23 protein-coding genes and 1 pseudogene are annotated in these 20,763 nt (G+C 60.1%); 10 read left to right on the forward strand and 14 right to left on the reverse strand.

Annotated elements, in window-relative coordinates; translation table 11 throughout:
- Window positions 1-18 precede the first annotated feature (18 nt).
- Complete coding sequence (locus tag D3870_RS08740) at window positions 19-432, reverse strand: hypothetical protein (protein ID WP_119738335.1); 414 nt, start codon at window positions 430-432, stop codon at window positions 19-21.
- 199 nt (window positions 433-631) lie between these two features.
- On the opposite strand from D3870_RS08740, the gene D3870_RS08745 reads away from it, so the two are divergent.
- Both D3870_RS08745 and D3870_RS08750 read left to right on the forward strand, forming a co-directional pair.
- A complete protein-coding gene (locus D3870_RS08745; protein WP_119741879.1) occupies window positions 632-2,065 on the forward strand; it encodes a dihydrolipoyl dehydrogenase in 1,434 nt (477 codons plus the stop codon).
- A 91-nt stretch (window positions 2,066-2,156) separates the two neighbouring features.
- Window positions 2,157-2,732, forward strand: coding sequence for a glutathione peroxidase (locus tag D3870_RS08750; RefSeq protein ID WP_119741881.1), 576 nt, complete (start codon window positions 2,157-2,159; stop codon window positions 2,730-2,732).
- Window positions 2,733-2,739: 7 nt separating this feature from the next.
- Here the strand turns inward: D3870_RS08750 and D3870_RS23045 are convergent, their stop codons facing one another.
- Window positions 2,740-2,871, reverse strand: coding sequence for a hypothetical protein (locus D3870_RS23045; protein WP_277986351.1), 132 nt, complete (start codon window positions 2,869-2,871; stop codon window positions 2,740-2,742).
- A 166-nt stretch (window positions 2,872-3,037) separates the two neighbouring features.
- Here D3870_RS23045 and D3870_RS08755 point away from each other — a divergent pair, with 166 nt between their 5' ends.
- Complete coding sequence (locus D3870_RS08755; protein WP_119738337.1) at window positions 3,038-3,283, forward strand: hypothetical protein; 246 nt, start codon at window positions 3,038-3,040, stop codon at window positions 3,281-3,283.
- 7 nt (window positions 3,284-3,290) lie between these two features.
- Here the strand turns inward: D3870_RS08755 and D3870_RS08760 are convergent, their stop codons facing one another.
- Window positions 3,291-3,566: a hypothetical protein gene (locus tag D3870_RS08760; protein WP_199710580.1), complete on the reverse strand. Its 276-nt coding sequence runs from the start codon at window positions 3,564-3,566 to the stop codon at window positions 3,291-3,293.
- Between the two features lie 167 nt (window positions 3,567-3,733).
- Between D3870_RS08760 and D3870_RS08765 the strand changes: the two genes are divergently transcribed.
- Together D3870_RS08765 and D3870_RS08770 are read left to right on the forward strand one after the other, a co-directional pair.
- A complete protein-coding gene (locus tag D3870_RS08765) occupies window positions 3,734-4,207 on the forward strand; it encodes a hypothetical protein (RefSeq protein ID WP_119738339.1) in 474 nt (157 codons plus the stop codon).
- Between the two features lie 142 nt (window positions 4,208-4,349).
- Window positions 4,350-4,775, forward strand: coding sequence for a DoxX family protein (locus D3870_RS08770; RefSeq protein ID WP_119738341.1), 426 nt, complete (start codon window positions 4,350-4,352; stop codon window positions 4,773-4,775).
- A gap of 9 nt (window positions 4,776-4,784) precedes the next feature.
- Here the strand turns inward: D3870_RS08770 and D3870_RS08775 are convergent, their stop codons facing one another.
- The 5 genes and pseudogenes from D3870_RS08775 to D3870_RS08795 form a co-directional block, all read right to left on the reverse strand.
- On the reverse strand, window positions 4,785-6,041 hold the full coding sequence (locus D3870_RS08775; protein WP_119738342.1) for an ABC transporter substrate-binding protein: 1,257 nt from the start codon (window positions 6,039-6,041) through the stop codon (window positions 4,785-4,787).
- A 184-nt stretch (window positions 6,042-6,225) separates the two neighbouring features.
- Complete coding sequence (ribA, locus tag D3870_RS08780) at window positions 6,226-6,864, reverse strand: GTP cyclohydrolase II (protein ID WP_119738344.1); 639 nt, start codon at window positions 6,862-6,864, stop codon at window positions 6,226-6,228.
- A gap of 55 nt (window positions 6,865-6,919) precedes the next feature.
- Window positions 6,920-7,804 (reverse strand): annotated as a pseudogene (locus tag D3870_RS08785) (pirin family protein).
- A 114-nt stretch (window positions 7,805-7,918) separates the two neighbouring features.
- Window positions 7,919-8,785 carry a pirin family protein gene (locus D3870_RS08790; protein ID WP_119741882.1) on the reverse strand — a complete coding sequence of 289 codons (867 nt, stop codon included), beginning with the start codon at window positions 8,783-8,785 and terminating at the stop codon, window positions 7,919-7,921.
- Between the two features lie 51 nt (window positions 8,786-8,836).
- A complete protein-coding gene (locus D3870_RS08795; protein ID WP_119738346.1) occupies window positions 8,837-9,457 on the reverse strand; it encodes an FMN-dependent NADH-azoreductase in 621 nt (206 codons plus the stop codon).
- Window positions 9,458-9,557: 100 nt separating this feature from the next.
- Between D3870_RS08795 and D3870_RS08800 the strand changes: the two genes are divergently transcribed.
- Entirely contained in the window at window positions 9,558-10,547 is a 990-nt protein-coding gene (locus tag D3870_RS08800) for a LysR family transcriptional regulator (protein ID WP_119738348.1), read from the forward strand.
- 20 nt (window positions 10,548-10,567) lie between these two features.
- Here the strand turns inward: D3870_RS08800 and D3870_RS08805 are convergent, their stop codons facing one another.
- A complete protein-coding gene (locus tag D3870_RS08805; RefSeq protein WP_119738350.1) occupies window positions 10,568-10,819 on the reverse strand; it encodes a hypothetical protein in 252 nt (83 codons plus the stop codon).
- A gap of 211 nt (window positions 10,820-11,030) precedes the next feature.
- On the opposite strand from D3870_RS08805, the gene D3870_RS08810 reads away from it, so the two are divergent.
- Together D3870_RS08810 and D3870_RS08815 are read left to right on the forward strand one after the other, a co-directional pair.
- On the forward strand, window positions 11,031-11,468 hold the full coding sequence (locus tag D3870_RS08810) for a universal stress protein (RefSeq protein ID WP_119738352.1): 438 nt from the start codon (window positions 11,031-11,033) through the stop codon (window positions 11,466-11,468).
- A gap of 336 nt (window positions 11,469-11,804) precedes the next feature.
- Window positions 11,805-12,857: a glycosyltransferase gene (locus D3870_RS08815; RefSeq protein ID WP_119738354.1), complete on the forward strand. Its 1,053-nt coding sequence runs from the start codon at window positions 11,805-11,807 to the stop codon at window positions 12,855-12,857.
- Window positions 12,858-12,885: 28 nt separating this feature from the next.
- Here D3870_RS08815 and D3870_RS08820 read toward each other — a convergent pair whose 3' ends face one another.
- The 4 genes from D3870_RS08820 to D3870_RS08835 form a co-directional block, all read right to left on the reverse strand.
- Complete coding sequence (locus D3870_RS08820; RefSeq protein WP_119738356.1) at window positions 12,886-13,221, reverse strand: chaperone modulator CbpM; 336 nt, start codon at window positions 13,219-13,221, stop codon at window positions 12,886-12,888.
- The gene (locus D3870_RS08825) at window positions 13,218-14,180 is read right to left on the reverse strand and encodes a DnaJ C-terminal domain-containing protein (protein ID WP_119738357.1); all 963 of its coding nucleotides are present in this window, start codon (window positions 14,178-14,180) and stop codon (window positions 13,218-13,220) included. The genes D3870_RS08820 and D3870_RS08825 overlap by 4 nt, the downstream gene beginning before the upstream one ends.
- A gap of 100 nt (window positions 14,181-14,280) precedes the next feature.
- Window positions 14,281-14,625 carry a DUF5335 domain-containing protein gene (locus D3870_RS08830; RefSeq protein ID WP_119738359.1) on the reverse strand — a complete coding sequence of 115 codons (345 nt, stop codon included), beginning with the start codon at window positions 14,623-14,625 and terminating at the stop codon, window positions 14,281-14,283.
- A 53-nt stretch (window positions 14,626-14,678) separates the two neighbouring features.
- Window positions 14,679-15,281: an HdeD family acid-resistance protein gene (locus D3870_RS08835; RefSeq protein WP_242489913.1), complete on the reverse strand. Its 603-nt coding sequence runs from the start codon at window positions 15,279-15,281 to the stop codon at window positions 14,679-14,681.
- Between the two features lie 303 nt (window positions 15,282-15,584).
- Here D3870_RS08835 and D3870_RS08840 point away from each other — a divergent pair, with 303 nt between their 5' ends.
- A complete protein-coding gene (locus D3870_RS08840; RefSeq protein ID WP_119738361.1) occupies window positions 15,585-16,724 on the forward strand; it encodes an NAD(P)/FAD-dependent oxidoreductase in 1,140 nt (379 codons plus the stop codon).
- 97 nt (window positions 16,725-16,821) lie between these two features.
- Here the strand turns inward: D3870_RS08840 and D3870_RS23050 are convergent, their stop codons facing one another.
- On the reverse strand, window positions 16,822-18,444 hold the full coding sequence (locus tag D3870_RS23050) for a methyl-accepting chemotaxis protein (RefSeq protein ID WP_158590415.1): 1,623 nt from the start codon (window positions 18,442-18,444) through the stop codon (window positions 16,822-16,824).
- Window positions 18,445-18,840: 396 nt separating this feature from the next.
- Between D3870_RS23050 and D3870_RS08850 the strand changes: the two genes are divergently transcribed.
- Window positions 18,841-20,694 (forward strand): EAL domain-containing response regulator, encoded by a 1,854-nt coding sequence (locus D3870_RS08850; protein WP_119738365.1) that lies wholly within the window; start codon window positions 18,841-18,843, stop codon window positions 20,692-20,694.
- The last annotated feature ends 69 nt before the right edge of the window (window positions 20,695-20,763 follow it).

Below are 20,763 nucleotides of genomic sequence, written 5' to 3' on the forward strand. Positions count from 1 at the left end.
CCAATCCAGCCAAGCCCATCACTGCCACCTTTGCTCATGGGCATAAATATCATCCTCAATCGATTCCAGACCGCCAAAAGCCAGTTCGAGACAGTTGACGGTGGCGTCCAGCGAGATTTCCCATGGGGCTACGCTGGCGGTTGCGGCATTGTATTCGCGCAGCGCTTCCTGCAGTTTGGCGGTCCTGACCGATACGAAAAAGCGCGCCGCGTGCGGGTTGTCACGCCGCTGAAGCGCCGTCACAAGCGCATCGATCTTTCTGCTGATACCGCGAAGTCCGAACGCGATCGCGCTGCAATGGACATCGACGTTGTAAGAATCGGTGTGCCGTTGTTTGAGCCGCAATTGCTGTTCGTTCACTGTTTTCGCAAAATCAAGCGCGTCTTCGACCTCTTTGTATTTTGCCAACAATGTGCCATGCAGGATTTCCATATATCCCTCCGTACATGCTTGCCGTCGCAATCCTTCGCCGACCCTCCGTCTCACAATTTCATTCTATTCACTTGACGGAAGACGAATGTCTTTTGAAGATCAATCCGTACAAGTCCGCTCTACATAAACTATTCTCATCACAATCCGCATGCGTGCAAACTGCTCTTGCACGGATACGCTGCCCGAAGGAAATGCCGAGATGAATACATTGAATGTCGATGTCGCGGTGATCGGTGCCGGCACTGCCGGTCTTGCAGCGTACAAGGCGGCGAAATCGCACGGCAGGAATGTCGTGCTGATCGAAGGCGGCCCCAATGGCACCACCTGCGCGCGCGTCGGTTGCATGCCGAGCAAGTTGCTGATCGCCGCGGCCGACGCGGCTCATGCGATTGGCGCCGCACCCGCGTTCGGCATTCATGCCGGGCCGCTGCGTATCGACGGCAAGGCGATCATGGCACGTGTGCGCTCGGAACGCGACCGTTTTGTCCGTTTCGTGCTCGAAGGCGTCCAGCGGATTCCGCCGGAACATCGCTTGCGCGGATATGCGCGCTTCATCAGCGAAAAAAGCCTGCAGGTGGATGACCATACTGTCGTCAACGCAGCCAGCATCGTGATCGCGACGGGGTCAAGTCCCATGCTTCCGCCGGAACTTGCCGACGCCGCCGACCGCTTGCTGGTGAGCGATCAGGTGTTCGAATGGGATGATTTGCCGGAATCGATCGCGGTTATCGGTGCCGGAGTGATCGGTTGCGAACTCGGGCAAGCCTTGCATCGGCTCGGCGTGCGGGTGACGATATACGGACGCAACGACAGGATTGCGCCCTTGACCGATCCGGCCGTGCGCAACGCCGCGGCGCGGATATTCGGTGACGAGCTCGACCTGCGGCTGCACACGGAGGTATTGGGTGCGCAACGGGACGGCGATGGCGTCGCACTGCGCACGCGCGATGCGGATGGCAAGGAGCGGATCGAGCATCACGGTCATGTATTGGCCGCTTCGGGCCGTGTGCCGAATCTGCGCGATCTGGACCTTGCAAATTTATCGATAGCGCTTGATGAACGCGGTGTGCCGCTGTCCGACCCGCATACGATGCAGTGCGGCGATAGCGGAATTTTCATTGCGGGCGATGTCAGTGGCGAGCGTCCGCTGTTGCATGAAGCCGCCGATGAGGGACGCATCGCCGGCGACAATGCGGGTCGCTATCCCGACGTGCGGCGCGGGTTGCGGCGTACGCCGCTCAATATCGTATTCTGCGATCCGCAGATTGCCGCTGTCGGCGAGAGTTACCGCGACCTGCAGCCTGGCTCCTTCGCCGTCGGTGAAGTGTCGTTTGAAGATCAGGGGCGCAGCCGCGTCATGCTGCAGAATCGCGGCTTGTTGCGCGTGTATGCAGAACACGGATCGGGGCGTTTTCTCGGTGCCGAAATGACCGGACCGCGCGCGGAGCATCTGGCGCATTTGCTGGCGTGGGCCTGTCAGAACCGCATGAGCATCGACCAGATGCTGCAAATGCCGTTCTACCATCCGGTGATCGAGGAAGGATTGCGCACGGCCCTGCGCGATGCGGATGACAAGCTGCTGCACGGGCTGCCGGAGATCGAGCATTGCACCGATTGCACGCCGGGAATGTGAGCATCGATATCCGGCAATGCCGATTTCCGGATACGATCCGTCTCGGCATGGAACGGCGCGCGCATTTCACGAATACCAACTGGAGATTGTCATGTTCAAGTGTTTCATCCTGCTTGTTGCCCTGTCCCTCGGCATGATCAACTCGTCATGGACGCAGTCGCCGCCCTCGCCTGCATCCGCTTCATGTCCGTCGCTACTCGACCATCGCTTCAACCGGCTGCAGGACGAGGCACCGCAGAATCTCTGCCAGTTTGCCGGGAAGGTGATGCTGGTGGTGAATACGGCAAGCTATTGCGGCTTCACCGGGCAATACGAGGGGCTCGAAGCCTTGTATGCGAAGTACCGCACCAAGGGACTGGTCGTGCTCGGTTTCCCGTCAAACGACTTTTCGCAGGAGCCGGGCAGCAGCAAGGAGATTGCCGACTTCTGCTACAACACCTATGGCGTGAAATTCCCGATGTTTGCGAAGTCCTCGGTCACGGGTCCGCGCGCCAATCCGCTATACGCCACGCTGGCGCGCACCACGGGAACCGCGCCGAAGTGGAATTTTCACAAATACCTGATCGACCGCACAGGCAAGGTCGTGGCCGATTATTCGAGCCGCGTCGCACCGGACGATCGGAAGCTCGTCGGGGATATAGAGAAGGCGCTGTCGCAAGGGACGTGAAGCAGGTTCAGGCAGGCTTGACCAGGGCATATTGTCCGGCGTTGTCCTCCAGCCAGCGTTGCAAGAGATCGCTCTGCTGATCCGGATGAAAATCGCGGCGGAAATACTCGCGCCACACCTTGCAGGTCTGCCGCAGCAAGCCGCGCCGGCCAGGCAGAAAGCCTGTCGCACGCTTCCATGTCCGCTTGCCATGAATGATCGTGACATGCCGCAGCTGATTCCACGCGGTTCAAAAATTCGCATCACGGCAATATCCCGGCGACCATTTGAGGGATAATTTACGCCCGGCAAGTCACGAACGGCATATGGAACGGAAGAAGCGGAACAAGCAGGCGAACGCGCTGACTTGGCAGCGCGGATATCGGTGTCACACACTGTGGAATGGAACCCAACGCATCGGGCGCATCAGCCTCGGCGAAAGCGGCAAATGGGATGGCGTGTATCGCTGCGAAGTCGGCACGCTGCGCGGCGAAACAGCTTCGCTCCCCGAGGCCAAACGCTGGCTCAAAGAGCAAGCACGGCTCGATCTGACACAGTTGCGTCTGTTCTGATTTGCCCTCACCCTGCCTGACCGCCCTCTCCGCCCGGCTCTTTCTTCTGCCCCAACTCCTGCCATTCCTTTTCGATGCGGCTTCGCGCTTCGGCCGGCGGCGTACCGATCGTCCTCCCGTTTTCCATCGCCCAGAAGGAGCCGTCGCGGATCCCGATCCTGATGCACGCATCGATTTGCTCCCTGCCGAATGCCTCGCGCAGCGAATCGATCCACGCGGCGACCTCCGGCATGGCTTCCCGTGCTTTCCTGGTGGAAGGTTCATCGGCGAAATCGGATTCCATCCCTCCTCCATCTCCTTTCGATTCTCGCAATCAGCTGCTGCGGGAACTGCGCCGACGCACATTGTCTAAATGGCGGCACGTTCAAATGAACGTTCAATTTACATCAACGTAATCGCGGCCAGCCATGGCACCTGCATCGTCGCGGGTCGCGCCTCCTTTTGCAACATATGGCACTTGTCTCAATTACCGAGGCGGCGAAGCTCGTACACAGAAACCGCACCACGATCTATCGGGATATCGAGCGCGGCCGCCTCAGCAAGACCGTTTCTCCGGAGGGTGACACCAGGATCGACACCTCGGAACTGCTGCGTACATACGGACGGCTCTATCCCGATGTCGCGAATGGATCGGATGATGAATCGGCGCGCGACAAGGTGAAGGTCGCCATTCTCGAAGAGAAGAACCGCTCGCTTGAGCGCGCCTTGGCGCTGGAAGGCGAACTGCGCCGGATCAAGGATCAGGTCACGAGCGAACTGCGTGCGCGGCTCACCGACAAGGATAGTGTCATCAAGGTGCTGGAAAGCAAGGTACTTCTGCTGGAATACGACAAGCAAGTCGCTTCCGGGCCGACCGCAAAAAAGAAGGACAATGGACCGGTCGAGTCGAAAAAATCGTGGTGGAATCGACTGTTGAATCGATAGGCATCCATCCACTCTCGATGATATGTTGATGCACGACAAACCGAGGAACATTCTCCAGGTGATCGCATCTTCCCAACAGTAATATGTTTCATCCAGCATGCATCCGCTCATGCACCGCAATCCAATAACAAGGAGTGTTGCGATGAAAGAAACGACGATCGATAGTCAACCGGCGGAGGATTTCGGCAAGCTGCTGCTGCGCCTGGTACTCGGTGTGCTGATCCTCTTGCACGGGATTGCCAAGGTGATCGGCGGTCCCGCCTTCATTCTCAAGGTGGCAACGGATGCCGGATTGCCGGCGGCTTTCGGCTACATGGTGTACATCGGTGAAGTGCTGGCACCCTTGCTGCTCATCTTCGGCGCATGGACGCGACTGGCTGCGCTGATCATTGCGGTCAACATGGTGTTCGCCATCTGGCTGGTACATGCCGCGGAGGTTTTCACGCTGAATAAGCAAGGGGGCTGGTCGCTGGAACTGCAGGGCATGTTCCTGGTGACCGCGATTGCGCTTGTATTCCTCGGCGCAGGACGATACAGCGTCGCGGGCCGAAGCGGGAAGCTGAACTGAACGTGCGTATCAGTCGCTGCGCCGCATCCGGCAGCTGGTCGGCAAGGCGGTGGCTGCCGCCGGGATGTAGCGCTCAGTCTTGAATCCGTAACCGCTGCCTTCATTGTCGAAGCGTATCGCGCCGTCCGCTATTTTCTGCATGACCGATACGTAGAGCGGCTGGATCAGCTGATGATCGGTAGCGCGCATGCTCGCTTCGTGGAACGCGTTCTGGTAGCGCGCACCTTCCATCGCCTTCGCCACCTTCGCCGCCTCGGTGCTCTGCGCCTTCTCGATGGCCGTAGCCAGCATCTCGATCATTAGATGCATGCGCATGTGGACGTAGTCGTCTTCCGGCGACGGATAGCGCTGGCGGAACGCCTTGTAAAACGCATCGCTCGCCGAATTCTTCACGCCCTGCCCGGCATTCGGATGCCATTCGGCCACCGCACGTACGCGGCCGACGCCGGCATCGCCGATTGCCGCGGGCGCACCCAGGCCATTGCCGTAGAAGGTGTAGAACTTCACGTTGAGCCCGCCTTCCCTTGCCGCCTTCACCAGCAGCGTCAGGTCGTTTCCCCAGTTGCCTGTGATGACCGTGTCCGCGCCGCTGGCCTTGATCTTCGTGATGTAGGGCGTGAAGTCCTTGATCTTGCCGATCGGATGCAGCTCATCGCCCGCGATGACGACGTCGGGGCGCTTGGCCGCCAGCTGGGAGCGCGCCACCTTTGCAACCTGCTGCCCGAAGCTGTAGTCCTGTCCGATTAGATAGACGCGCTTGGCGCTGGCGTCGGTCTTGATGACCTCGGTCAAGGCGTGCATGCGCATGTCGGCATTCGCATCGAAGCGGAAATGCCAGAAGCTGCATTTTTCATTCGTCAGCGTCGGATCGACGGCGGAATAATTCAGGAACAGGACGCGCTGATCCGGCACGCGCGCATTGTGCTTCTCGACCGCATCGATCAGGGCCGCCGCGACCGCCGAGCTGTTTCCCTGCACCACAACACCGATGCGCTGGTCGGTCATTTGACGCAGGCCGATCAAGGCTTCCTCCACCCCTTGCTTGCTGTCGTAGGTGACCAAAGCCAGCGGATGCGCGCCGTCGGGCAGCTTGACGCCGCCGCGCGCGTTGACGTTTTCGATCGCAAGCTGCAGGTTGCGGATGACGGCCTGGCCGGCATTGGCGAAAGGGCCGGAGAATCCTTCGATCATGCCGATGCGGATCGGCTCCGCGCTGTATGCGATACTGCATGCCAAGAAAGAGAGGGCGAGGAATAGACGTTTCATGTGTTTTTTATATTGAGGAGTGCGTGCTGCCGATCAGTCCGACAATGCGTAGCGGCCAATCAGAGGTGCGTCATTCCGGCACAGACCGAAATGACTGTTTTGTCGGTAGTCCACGAAAATTCTGCCGTGGAATTCTGTTGCAGATTTTTACCTTTCAGGCCATGTAATCGGCCTGAAACCGAAGTCACTCGAAATCCAGCATGTGCCCGAGTTTTTCCTGCTTGGTGCGCAGGTAGGCCGTGTTATGCGGCGTGCGCTCGATCAGGACGGGAATCCGTTCGGCAACGCGCAAGCCGCTTTCCTCCAGCTTCGCCATTTTCGCCGGGTTGTTCGTGATCAGGCAGATGGAGGTGACGCCCATGTGATGCAGAATCTGCGCCGCCGCCTGATAGTCGCGCGTGTCCACGGGCAGCCCGAGATCGACATTCGCTTCCACCGTGTCGCGCCCCTGATCCTGCAATTGATAGGCGCGGATCTTGTTCGCCAAGCCGATGCCCCTGCCTTCGTGGCCGCGCAGATAGACAATGGCGCCCGCGCCAGCTTCGTTGATCATGGCCATGGCCGCATCGAGCTGTTCGCCGCAGTCGCAGCGCATCGAGCCGAACACATCGCCGGTCAGGCACTCGGAATGCACGCGCACCAGCACATTTTCCCGTCCGTTCAGATCGCCCTTGACCAGCACGGTGTGCTCCACCGTTTCGCCAACGGCGCGATAGACGTGGATGCGGAAATCGCCATGCCGGGTCGGAAGGAGCGACGATGCGACGTATTCGATCAATTCCCCGCCGGCGCGCGCCGGAACTTCTGCCTTGCTTTCACTCATTTTTTCAATCCAATGTATCTGACTGCTGCCTGCGCCCGCGCAACGGTTGCGGCGATCAATGTTCGGGCGGCAACGGAATCCACTCGGTTTCGTCGGGAACGTTACCGAAGCGCTGCTCGCGCCATCTTCCCTTGGCTTCGTCGATGGCGTCGCGCTTGCTGGCGACGAAGTTCCACTAGATGAAGCGGTCGCCGTCGAGCGGACTGCCGCCGAGAAGCATGACGCGGGATGTGGTCCTGGCCATTATTGTAATCGCTTGCCCCCGCGGGAGTACGGCCATGTGCTGCGCAGCGAGTGGCTCGCCATCGACGAGAATCTCGCTATCGACCGCGTAGATCGCGCGCTCCTGGTGTTGCGCAGGCAGCACGAAGCCGGCTCCGGCGTCCATTTCCGCCGCCACGTAGAACAGATCGGAAAATGTCGTCGTCGGCGCGGTCTTGCCGAACGCGGTGCCGGCAATGACGCGCAAGGTGACGCCCGGCGACACAATCGTTGGAAGATTGGCAACAGGATGATGCTCGAATGCGGGCAACGTCTGTTCGTGTTCCTGCGGCAGCGCAACCCATATTTGTATGCCGTGCAGCTTGCTCCCCGTCGTGCGCAGATCATCCGGCGTGCGTTCGGAATGTGCGATGCCCTGCCCTGCGGTCATCCAGTTCACGTCGCCGGGGTTGATCGGTTGCACCGAACCCAGCGTGTCGCGGTGCAGGATCGTGCCTTCGAACAGGTAAGTGACGGTCGCGAGGCCGATGTGCGGATGCGGCCGTACATCGAGTCCCTGGCCCGGGGCGAAGCTGGCCGGCCCCATGTGGTCGAAGAAGATGAATGGGCCGACCATCTTGTGCGGATACCCGGGCAGCACGCGCGACACCGTGAATCCGCCGAGGTCCTTGACGTGCGGCTTGAGAAGAGAGAAACGGGGAGAAAGGGAATCAGTCATCGTCAAGGCATCCTGAGATTGGTATGTGCGCGAATGCGGTGGTTCATTCAAGCCGAAAAAACCGGCGTCCGCGAGGAACGCCAGTCTCATGTTCGGACCATGCTTCAGTATCGATCAGGCAGTCGCCTGTGCGAACTTGCCATTCTGATAGTCGATTATCGCCTGTTCGATTTCTTCGTGGGTGTTCATCACGAACGGCCCGTACTGCGCGACCGGTTCGCGCAGCGGCTTGCCGGCCAGGACGAGAAAACGCGCCCCGTCCGCTTCCGCCGCCACCTCGATCAGATCGCCTTCCGACAGCACGCCGACGCTGTGCGTCTTCAGCAGTCGTGGCGCATCGCCGCCGATCCTGGCGCTGCCCTCAAATACATACACCAAGGCCTGATAGCCACTATTGACCGTCTGCGCAAATCGGGTGCCTGCCGGCAGCGTGACATCCAGATACAGCGGATCCGTCGTCAAGCCCTGAATCGCCCCCGCTACGGACTTGCCATCCGTATGCAGGGTTCCGGCAATCACCTTGGCCTGCCCACCGCCCGGCAAGGCCACCGCCGGGATTTCATCCGGCTGGATGTCGCGATAACCCGCTGCTTTCATTTTTTCCCGCGCCGGCAGGTTGATCCAGAGCTGGAACCCGCGCAGGCGGCCCCGCTCCTGTTGCGGCATTTCGGAATGGATGATGCCGCGCCCGGCTGTCATCCATTGCACGCCGCCGCTCTTCAAATCGCCGCGATTGCCGAGATGATCCTCGTGCAGCATGTGGCCGTCGAGGATGTAGGTCACCGTCTCGAACCCGCGGTGCGGATGCGCCGGAAAACCAGCGATGTAATCGTCCGGATTGTCCGAGGAAAACTCGTCGAGCATCAGGAAGGGATCGAGCCGCGTGCTCTGGCCGCGCCCCAGACTGCGCCGCAGCTTGACGCCGGCGCCGTCAGACGCCGGAACCGCTTCGATAGTGCGTTGCAAAGACCGTGAGCTCATGTTGACAAACACCTTTCTGTTTTCTGAAGTGAGTTCTTCGGACAATCTCTTTCACGCCGCCGCGCGCAAGGGCTCCACCAGCTGCACGATCTCTGCCTTGGCCTGGCCCAAGGCCTTTTCCTTGCTCGCCTCGCCCATGCTCAATCCTTCGGCATACACGAATTCCACATCATCCATGCCGATGAAGCGCAGGAAGTCGCGGACATACGAGGTCTGCGTATCCAGCGGGGTGCCGGCATACAAGCCGCCGCGCGCCGCAAACACATAGACCTTTTTCCCGGTCAGCAAGCCTTGCGGGCCCTTTTCCGTGTAGCGGAAAGTGATGCCGGCGCGTGCCAGGTGGTCGAAATACGCCTTCAGCGTCGACGGAATGCCAAAGTTATACATTGGCAAGCCCAGCACGATGACATCAGCCTTGCGCACTTCCTCGATCAATGCATCCGAAAAATCGACCACGACCTGCTGTTCCGCATTGCGTTCCTCCGGTTTGGCAATGAACGCGCCAAAACGTTGCGCGGTCAGGTGCGGCACGGGATTCTGGCCGAGGTCGCGGACGACCAGCTTGGCGTCCGGGTTGGCGGCGCGCCATCCTTCGACGAACTGATCGGCGAGACGGCTGGACTGGCCTTGGCCGGAAAAGATGCTGGCGTTGATCTGAAGCAGTGTTGTCATGGTGTTTCTCCTTTTGTTTGGTGAACACCTGTATTTAACTATTCATTGAATAGATAAAAAAGTAGAATAATTAGCGTATATATATTCATTGGATAGATAAATGACGGACGTGCAGCTGCAATACATCACGCTGGAGCAATGGCGCACGCTGATTACGGTGGTGGATACGGGCGGCTATGCGCAAGCCGCAACGGTGCTGCACAAAAGCCAATCCTCCGTGACCTACGCGGTGCAGAAGATCGAATCGCTGCTCGGCTTGAAGGTATTTGAAATACAGGGCCGCAAGGCGGTGCTGACACCGACCGGGCAGTTCCTGTATCGCCGCGCAAAAGCGCTGCTGGATGAGTCGTCCGCCCTGGAACGCGCGGCCAGACGCTTGTCGGCCGGATGGGAAGCGGAAATCCGTCTCGCTGCCGAGATCATTTTCCCGACATGGTTGTTGCTCGATTGCATGAATCGCTTTGGCAAGGAAAGTCCGCACACGCGCATCGAGTTGATCGAATCGGTCCTCGGCGGCACGAGCGAGGCCTTGTTGAGCGGGCAGGTGGATTTCGCAATCGCCGGACAGGTGCCGCCCGGCTTCCTCGGCTCGCCCTTGATGCGGCTGCGCTTTCTTCCCATCGCCAGTCCTGATCACCCCTTGCATCAGCTGGGGCGCAAGCTGACCATCCAGGACCTGCGGGCGCACCGCCACATCGTGGTACGCGAATCAGGCACGCGACAGACCCGGAAGACGCTGGTCGATGCCACGCAGCGCTGGACCGTCACCGATGCCGCCACGTCGATCGAGGCAGTGCGCAGCGGCTATGGCTTTTCATGGTTTTCCGAGGAAAAAATCCGGAACGAACTTCGGTCCGGCGTGCTGAAACCGCTGCCGATGCGCGAAGGCGGAGAAATGTTCGTCGAGCTTTACCTGATCCTGGCCGACCCAGACAGTGCCGGGCCCGGCGTGCAGCGACTGGCGCAGATCATTCGCGAATCGACTGCCAGCGAGTGCGCGCTGCGATATGAAGAGGCGGAAGAAGCGGAAGAGGCGGGAGCGGACGAGTTCACTGGAAATGCGGCAGCGCCATCCGATGCCGCGCCATAGTCGCGATCACAATACGGACTTCAGGCCAGCAGGCGGTCGACCATCGCATAACCCTTGACGAATCCCGCCTGGACGGCCTCTTCCTCGCTCGGATAGTCCGCATCGTCGCCGGATTGCGCCGACAGTTCGCTCTCGCTGCCGGCATCGTCGCCGGGCTGGCTGATGCGCACTGAATAATCCCATACCGAATTCGCATCGTCGCGCGGCAAGGCGGTGACATGCACTTCCATGCCCTTGTACAACTCGGTACGCCAGTCCTGCTCGAATGCCATGTTGATCGCTCACCGTTTGACGCCTGCCTGAAATCCTACCCGCGGCAGCCGTGCCGGCATTGATACCGGTCAGCCGCGTGATGCACAGCATTGTTCATGCGCGGGAATATGCGTCTCTCCTCCGCCCTCATTGAGCAGGCTCAAGGTGACTGACGGATGAAGCGCCAGGATGAAACAAGACAGAATCGTGTGATGCTGCAGCGAGGTGCCCATGTTCGAAACCATTCTTGTGCCGACGGACGGCTCGCCATGGTCGGACAAAGCGGCCGATGCCGCGATCGGCGTTGCAAAGGCAATCGGCGGAAGAATCGTTGTACTTGCGGTCGCAGAGCCTTATCCCATCATGCCTGCAGCCGAAGGTGCATTCCTCGGCGATTGGACAGAGTATGAAGCGGAGTCGCGCCGCATCGCACAGGAACATGTGCACAAGGTGACGACCGCCGCGGGCGATGTTCACGTGCCGTGCGAGAGCGTCGTGGTTGCATCCTTCAATACCAGCGACGAAATCATCGATGCGGCGAATCGCTTTCATTGCGGCGTGATTTTCATGGGTTCGCACGGGCGCAAAGGATTGAGCAAGTTGTTTCTCGGCAGCCAAACGCAAAAGGTACTGGCGCATTCGACCATTCCGGTCATGGTGTTTCGCTGATCTTGTCGCATTGATTCATCTTGGTGCATCGCATATGGCTTGCCGTACTTGCATCAGGGCATGACTGCAAGCCGATTTGACACCGGACAATAAGGCGTTCGCTTGTGCAGACGCGGCATGAACTTTGCCCGATCCTGATATCCAATCAGAAGATTCAATTGCCGTATCAGCAAGCAAGAATTCTTCTGCACATTTTTCAGACAGACCGTGCATGCGGACCGTCCCATCACCGCACATGCACGATCGGATCAAGGAACCTGACCAATGCTTAGAGTTGCAATTGTCGCGAACAAGGTCACCCCGTATCGGGTGCCGGTCTTTCAACGTTTGAGTCGAATGCCTGATGTCATTCTGCATGCGATCTTTTGCGCGGAGCGGGAGCCGAACCGGCTGTGGGATTTGCCCAGCCTCGGCTTCAACCACACCTTCCTGCGCGAGCATTTCATCTCGGTGCGTGGGCGCTACATCCACTACAACCTTGACGTCATTTCCAGCCTGAAAAAATTCGCGCCGGACGTCGTCGTGACGGCCGGCTTCAATCCGACTCACCTGTATGCGTTCGGCTATGCGCAGATGCGGGGATGGGGCCATGTACCGATGACGGACGGCACCGATGCGTCCGAACTGTCCTTGAGCAAGGTGCACCGGAGCGTGCGCCGCTTTGTCTATGCAAGGTCGGGAGCCTTCGTCTCCGCCAGCGAAGGCGGCCAGCGCCTCTACCGCAGCTACGGCATACCGGAGGACCATTGCTTCAAGTCCTGCCTGTGCATCGACAACGATGCATTCTCTCCGCGCTTGCAGAAAAAGGAGAAACCCTTTGATTTCCTCTTTTGCGGACGCATCGAGTCGGTCAAGAACCCGCTGTTCGCGCTGCAGGTGGCGGCGGAGGTCGCAAAAAGACTGGGCCGCAAGACGAGCATGCTGTTCGTCGGGTCGGGCAGCGAGGAAGATCGCGTGAAGCAGGCCGCGGCCGAACTTTCCAGTCTGGTGTCGGTGGAGTTCAAGGGCTTTGCCGCACAGCGGGAGCTGCCATCTCTTTACGGGGCGGCACGGATATTCCTGTTTCCGACACAGTGGGACCCCTGGGGCGTGGTCGTGAACGAGGCGTGCGCGTCGGGCCTGCCCGTCATCAGCTCGCCGCACGCGGGTGTGACAGGCGAACTCGTGCGGGATTGCGAAAACGGCTTCATCTGCGACCTCGATGTGAATGTCTGGGCAGACCGTGCGGTCATCCTCCTGACGCAGGAGCATGTGTGGAATGATTTTTCACGGCGCAGCCTGGCGCTGGTCGGCGGATACACATACGACAGTGCGGCGCGCGGATTGGTGGAAGCGTGCCGCTACTCGGTGTCGGATCACCGCCAGAACGCCACGCGCAAGGCAGCCTGAGCGGTTCGCGCGGGTCAGCGCACGCCGGTCAGCGTTTTGTCGTCCCGCCAGCGATCGAACTCTGCAATTCCGCTTCGAGGTCTTGAATCCGCCGCAGCAGCATGAGCGCCACCGCGACGCCATGGCGGTCGAGTTCGAAATCGTCTCGCAATCGTCGCGCCTTCTTCGCCGTCACGACGTACCGCAGGTGGAACGACTGCGACTCGTCCATATCGTCCGTCGGCCCCTGCGCCGGCAGGATCGCGCCGATATCGACCAGATCCCGTATATCCGTCACCGACAGGCCCGATACTTCGGCGAGATACTCGATCGAACAGAGCTCCGTCTCGTTCAGCCAGACCGCACTGGCAACCTGCATCATCATTTACCCGTTCCTCCGGTCAAATGCTTGCGCGGATGAAAATCCGACGCAGCGGCAAGCTGTTCATACAATTCGCGTTCCCTTGCACTGACGGTATGCGGCACGTCGACCCGCACCACCGCATACTGGTCGCCGGCGCTTCCGTCGGACGATGGCAGGCCGCGTTTGCCAAGACGCATTTTCTGTCCCGTTTTCGTACCCGGCTTGATGGCGAGTTCGACCTGCCCGCCCAGCGTCGGTATTGTCACCGTTGCGCCGAGCACCGCCTCCCACGGCGCCAGCGGCAGATCGATGTAGAGGTCGCGCCCGCTGATGCGGTATAAGGGATGTGGGGTGATAGACAACGCGATATAGAGATCGCCCGGCTTGCCGCCGTTCAATCCCTGGCCGCCCTTGCCCGTCAGGCGCAGCCGCTGTCCTTCCGTCGCGCCCTTCGGCACCGTGACGCGGAAGGTGCGGGGAACGCGATGTATCAGGCCTTGCGCATCGTATTCGGGCAGCTCCAGGCGGACATCGATCTCGCCGCCCGTGTACACCGTTTCCAGCGGCACCTGCGCCGCGACTTCGTAGTCTTGTCCCGGCATCGCGAATGGTTCCGCCCTCTGATGACCGCGCGCGCCACGCTGACGCGAGCTGGTAAAGGCCGACAGGATGTCCGCGAGATCGACGTCGTCGAAATAGGATTCACCCCTGCCCTGGCTGAACTGCTGCTCCCATTCCGGCGGCGGATGGAATTCCTCTCCCGGCCGGCGCGTGCCCAGCTTGTCGTACTCCTCGCGCTTTTGCGGATCCTTCAGCGTGGCGTACGCTTCCGCGATGTCCTTGAATTTTTCCTCTCCCCTGGGATCTTTCGAAACGTCCGGATGGTATTCATGCGCGAGCTTGCGGTAGGCCTTTTTTATTTCCGCTGCGGTCGCAGTCCGTTCGACACCCAGCGTCTTGTAATAGTCCTTGAATTTCATGCAGAGATTTTCCGGATGATATGAACGCCCTTGCCGCCCGATGAATGCAGCCGGCAAGGCTGGCCTTGCCGACTATGGTTCGCACTGCACCGCGCGATGCTCAGTGACGCGTATCCGACGATGGCAGCAGCAGCGGGTCGTGCAGCCTGACGATCTGCCGCACATCCTCGTCGTCGATGACTTCAAGGCTGGTCATCCCGGCCGCATCATGATCGACATACACCTCCCTGGGGTGGTGAATCATGTGGTCGAGCCCCTCCATCACGAGTTCAACGATATCGCTCTTGGGGTCGTACGTGATTCCCAGCAGCGGCACCCATTCGGCCTCGATCTGGCTGCCGAGCTGCAGCGAATCAACCTCGATTTCCGCGCGCGCGCCTTCAAGCGCTTTCGACATCTTGTCGAAGTACGGACCCCATGCAGTTTTTTCGACTTTCGATATCATTTCCCGCCTCCGCAAAGTGAATGCCTGAACAGCCAACCAAATGCTGAATAATTCTAGGTATGAGCAGGCCGGCCAGCCGTCATGCGCCGGTCAGGCGTCATGCGACGTTCCATCACGCCTCCGGTCTCTGCACGAGTCCCTGCCCGCATTCGAAAGGCGAGTCCGAGCAGCAGCGCGCCTGTCAGGATGGCGTACAGGCTGATCAGCCAGATCAATGCCATCGCGCCCGCGCCGGGATAAAGGAATACCAGCACGCCGAATGCGATGGAAACCGCACCGCTCAGTATCAGCATCCATTCATTCCTGATCGCCTTGCGCAAGCGTATCGCAGCAGCAATGTCGAGCACGCCGGAAATCATTGCATTGGCCGCCATCACCAATACGAGTACCAAGGCCGTCAGTCCCGGATGAATGAGCGCGATCACGCCCGCGCCAATGGCAGTCAGGCCCAGCAAGAGAGACAGCCACCATTCGTCATCGGTCTTTCGATTCTGAAACGCGCCGGCGACCGACACCACGCCGCTGACAAGCGCATACGCTGCAAACAGCGCAATCAGGCCAAGCAAGGTCAGTCCGGGCCATGAGATCGCAAGAATGCCGAACAGTATCGCCACCACGCCACGCACGGCGGGAACCCACCAGGATTTGGATAACATGGAATTCATTGCGGACACCTCCATTGAAAAGTTGCGTTCTTGTTGCAGAGTTAGTCCGCGATTTTTGAAGAACGTTCGCTGGCGCAACCGCGCATGTGGGCGTGTTGAACACTGAAATCCGCGCGAGATTCGCGATAGATCAAAGGCTGTGGCGCGACGCAACTATTGCAGCTTGCCGGCATGAATCGGTTCCTTGACGAAACGATTTTTCGATTCGCCCGCGTTGCCTGTCTGATGCATGTCCGGTGCATGTCCTGTCCATGCATTTGCGTATATGCTGATTGAAATGAACCGGAGGACAGGATGCAGAACAATGCAAGCGTGAAGGCGGACTACCTCATCATTGGCGCGGGGATTGCGGGCGCATCAATCGGTTACTGGCTTGCGCCGCATGCAAAGGTATTGGTGCTGGAACGCGAATCCCAGCCCGGCTATCACAGCACCGGCCGTTCCGCCGCGCTGTTCATGGAGAGTTACGGACCGCCGCAGGTGCGCGCATTGACGTGCGCGAGCCGGGCATTTTTCGAACAGCCGCCGCCGGGGTTCACCGAACATCCGATCTTGTCGCCGCGCGGCGCGATGATGGTGGCCGACCACGGCCAGCAGGATTTGCTGGATGAACAGGACGCGATAGTGCGCTCCGTCTCCGGCATGGCGCGGCGGCTCGATGCGGACGGCGCATGCGAACTGGTGCCGGTACTGCGCCGCGAGTGCGTACTGGGCGCGGTGCATGAGCCGGATGCCGCCGATATCGATGTGCATGCGCTGCATCAGGCTTATCTGAAAGGGCTGCGTGCCCGAGGTGGCTCGATCGCCGTGGACGCCGGCGTGAGCGCCATGGAATACAGCGGCGGCATCTGGCGCGTCACCGCCGGCGAAAAGCTGTACGAAGCGCCCATCGTCGTCAACGCCGCCGGTGCATGGTGCGACGTCATCGCCGCACTGGCGGGCGCGGCACCGATCGGACTGGTTCCGATGCGGCGCTCCGCCTTCACGTTCGCGCCGCCGGATGGCATCGACGTGTCGCGCTGGCCGATGTTCATCGGTGTGGACGAATCGTATTACGTGAAGCCCGACGCCGGTCTGCTGCTCGGCTCGCCTGCCAATGCCGATCCGGTCGCGCCACACGATGTGCAGGCGGAGGAACTGGATATCGCATTGGCAATCGACCGCATCGAAACCATGACAACCTTGACGATACGCCGCCCGAAGCACGTGTGGGCGGGGCTGCGTTCCTTCGTCGGGGACGGCAGCTTCGTGGGCGGATTCGATGCGGCGCTGCCGGGATTTTTCTGGGCTGCCGGCCAGGGCGGCTATGGCATTCAGTCGTCTGCCGCAGCCGGCGAACTGTATGCGGCGCTGCTGCGCGGGATACCTGCGCCACAAAGAATCATGGATTTTGGCGTGCGGCTGGAGGAATTGAGTCCGGCGCGCATGCGCTGAAAAGCCAGGAATAACCAGGGCCGCAAATGAAAAAGGGCCGCATTTCCATGCAGCCCTTGCAGCCCTTACGGCAGTCCGTGCCACTATCCGGCGAGATTCACGTCTGCGCAATCATCCCTTGTACCTGCCGCAAACGGGGCCTCGTCTCGGTCACCATCTGCGGCATGCCACCAGCGGCGCTCAGGTCAAACGCCGCGACCGCCTGCCCCAGACTTGCGGCGCGGTCCTGCATTGCCGCCGAGGCGGCAGCGGCTTCCTCGACCAGTGCGGCATTGTGCTGGGTCATTTCATCCATCGTCGCAATCGCGCGGTTGATCTCTTCGATGCCGGCGCTTTGCTCCTCGCTTGCGTCGGAAATATCGTTCATGATGCCCGCCACGCGCTGCACGGCGGCGACGATTTCCTCCATCTGCGTGCCGGCGCTGTCGACCAGGGTATTGCCGGTTTCCACCTTGTTGACCGAGTCGCCGATCAATTCCTTGATTTCCTTCGCGGCCTGGGCCGAGCGCTGGGCGAGCGTTCTGACCTCGGCGGCGACCACGGCGAAGCCCCTGCCCTGTTCACCGGCGCGGGCTGCCTCGACCGCCGCGTTCAACGCGAGGATATTGGTCTGGAAGGCGATGCCGTCGATGACGCCGATGATGTCGACGATCTTGCGGGCGCTTTCCTTGATCGAGCCCATGGTGGCGACAACCTGTCCCACCACTTCCCCGCCCTTCACGGCAGAATCGGATGCGGAGCGCACCAGCCGGTTTGCTTCCTGCGCGTGGCTGGCGTTCTGCTTGACAGTCGAGGTCAGTTCTTCCATCGACGATGCGGTTTCCTCCAGCGCGCTGGCCTGCGATTCGGTGCGCTGCGACAGGTCGGCATTGCCGGCCGATATCTCGTTGGAAGCGATGCCGATCTGATCGGTACCCGTGCGCACCTGGCTGACGATGCTCGACAGGCTTTGGTCCATGTCCTTGAGAGCCCGCAGCAGCTCGCTGGTTTCATCCCTGCCCGCGACGTCGATGCGTGCGCCGAGCTTGCCGGCGGCCACCCGCTTGGCGACGGCCACCGCATCCTGCAGCGGACGCGTGATGCTGCGCGTGGTCAGCCACGACACGATGCCGCCCATCAGCACGGTGACGATGCCGGTGATGCTCAACACGAGGGTGATGGCCTTCCCCATGTCTTCCGAACTGGCAATGAGCTCGCGGATGACGCCCTGCTGTATCTCCACCAGCTTGTCGATCTCGACGATCGTCTGTTGATTGAGCGGGTCGATGCGGGAGGAAATCAGCTTGCCCGCCGCCTCGTTGCTGTACGCCTTCACCATTTCCATGGCTTCCAGGAACGGCGCGTCGGTTCCTTTATCGAGATCGGCGATCTGCGCGACGATTTTCTTTTCCGTATCGTTCAATCCCAGCGCGATCAGTTTCTGCTGCGCCTCCTGGAAGCGCTTGCGCTGCGCCCGCAGTTTCGCTTCCTCCCGCTGCATTTCGGGCGTGCTGTACTGCAAGCCGACATTGCGCATCGCGATGCCGCCTTCAAGGATCGCGCTGCGCATGATATTGGCCGTCGCGGATTTGGCATTGGCATGCTCGGTGGCATCGTTGTGGCTGCGGCGGGCATTGTCGCTGATCACGATGCCGGCAACCAGCACGACCACCACCCACGTCAGAAGGACGCCGAACCCCAAGCCGAGGCGGGCGCCAATTTTCACATTGCGCAGATTCATGGTGTCTCCCATTCTCTTGTTATCAAATTGCGGAAATCTGCCTGCCGGACTTGCGTACGTCCGATCTTCTGTAGCCGCCAGGCAACGCTGCCCAGCCTGATCCTCCGCTTCGGACAAACAAATGTTTATCCAATGCAACGGGAAGTGTAACCAAAATGTAACCATCCCCACAAATATTTTCCATATCGCAACATGGCAATTTGATCCCAAGCAACAGCTTTTTCGCCATGGCAACGGCAACCTGAGGATTTCCTCTAAATCACTTGATGCATGGCAATCAATCAGCCGTTAATCGCACCTTAATTCATTAACACGGGGAACGCTGGTCCGGTCAGCACTTCTAAGAGTGATCATTAAGGTGCATGCATTGCGCTGCGGAAACACGGATTCTGAAAATTGCTTAAGCCCAAGGTTTTACTCGTCAACGACCATCCCGCGAGTCTGCTCGCGCTCAAGACGCTGCTGTTGAGCGGCCCCGAGTCTGGTGAATATGAACTGATCACCGCCACTTCCGGCGCGGAAGCGCTGCGCGAAGTGCTGCGGCATCGGTTCGCGGTCATTCTGCTGGATATCAGCATGCCGGGCATGGACGGCTTCGAAACTGCCGAGATCATCCATTCGCATTTCCGGCTGGCATCCATTCCGATCATTTTCATTACCGCGCATTACGCGGATGAATTGAATCGGCTGAAGGGCTATGAGCAAGGCGCGGTCGATTATTTGATCACGCCCGTCATCCCCCAGGTGCTGCGCAGCAAAATTTCGGTATTCATCGAACTCGCGAAAAAGAACATCCAGCTGCAAAGCCAGAAGGAAGCGTTGGCGATGAGGAACCGCGATCTGCAGATTCAGCAGATGGAAGATCTCAAACGCATCAATGCCACGCTCGAAGAGGAAATCATCGAGCGCCGCCAAGCCGAAGAGCGCGCGCATGAACTGGCGATCCGCGATCCGCTGACGGGCCTGATGAACCGGCGCTCGCTGGCGGAGCATCTAGAACATGCGACGGTGCGCGCCGCGCGCCGGGGCGAATTGCTGGCGCTGCTCTTTCTCGACATGGACCGCTTCAAGGCCATCAACGACACACTGGGCCACGATGCCGGCGACGAGTTGCTGTGCCAGGTGGCAAGGCGCATCAGCGCCGCAGTGCGCGAATCCGACGTGGTGGCGCGGCTGGGCGGTGACGAGTTCGTCGTGCTGATGGAAGACCTGCCCTCCTACGCCGCCGCCTCCGAGGTCGCAAGAAAGATCGTGAAGACCTATGAGGAACCGTTCAGCGTCGCATCGCAGAACGTCAACACGTCGGTGAGCATCGGCATCAGCCTGTTCCCGCAGGACGGCACGTCCGTCAACGAACTGATGCGCAGCGCCGATCTTGCGATGTACCACGCGAAGCAGGAGCGGCGCGGCAGCGTCCAGTTTTTTCACGAAGAACTCAATGCGCGCATGGTCGAGCGTTCGCAGCTGGAACAGGAACTGCAGCATGCGCTGGAAAACGACGAATTTGAGCTGTATTACCAGCCCAAGGTCGATGCCGCGACCGGCCGCGTCGCGGGCGTCGAGGCGCTGCTGCGCTGGCACCATCCGCGCCTCGGCTTGTTGAGCGGCGGGCAATTCATTCCCGCCGCGCTCGATACCGGCAAGGTGGTGCCGATCGGCGAATGGGTGATCTCCGCCGCCTGCGCGCAGGCGAAACTCTGGCAGGAATCCGGCGCGGGGCTGCCGTCCATTCCGATCGCGGTCAACATCGCCATTCCGCAGATCTACGCCAATCTGCCAGAGGTGATCGATCGTGCGCTGCGCGAATACGGCGTGCCGCCTTCCAGCCTGCAGCTCGAAATCACGGAATCGCTTCTGATCGAGGATATCGAGCGCGCGACTTCCGTGCTGCGCGAAATCAGCGAAAGCGGCATCACCATCGCCATCGACGATTTCGGCACCGGCTACTCGTCCTTGTCGGTGCTGAAGACGCTGCCGATCGACGTATTGAAGATCGACCAGTCCTTCGTGCGCGATCTCGGCAAGGACCTCGGCGACAACGCCATTGTCGCTGCCATCGTCAACATGGCGCGCGCACTCGCGCTGCGCGTGGTCGCGGAAGGCGTGGAAACCCAGGAGCAGCTCAACATCCTGCGGCAACTGGGCTGCGACGAACATCAGGGCTACTTTTACAGCAAGCCATTGCCTGCGGCGCTTGTCGCGGAGCAGCTTGGCCGCACAAACAGCACAAGCAGCACAAGCCACGCGTAGAAACGCTTGATCGGGAGCAGCGGCATTACCGCCCGCCCTTGCTTCCTCCATTGAATCGCACAGGGAATA

The organism is Noviherbaspirillum cavernae, from assembly GCF_003590875.1.
Lineage (GTDB): Bacteria > Pseudomonadota > Gammaproteobacteria > Burkholderiales > Burkholderiaceae_D > Noviherbaspirillum > Noviherbaspirillum cavernae.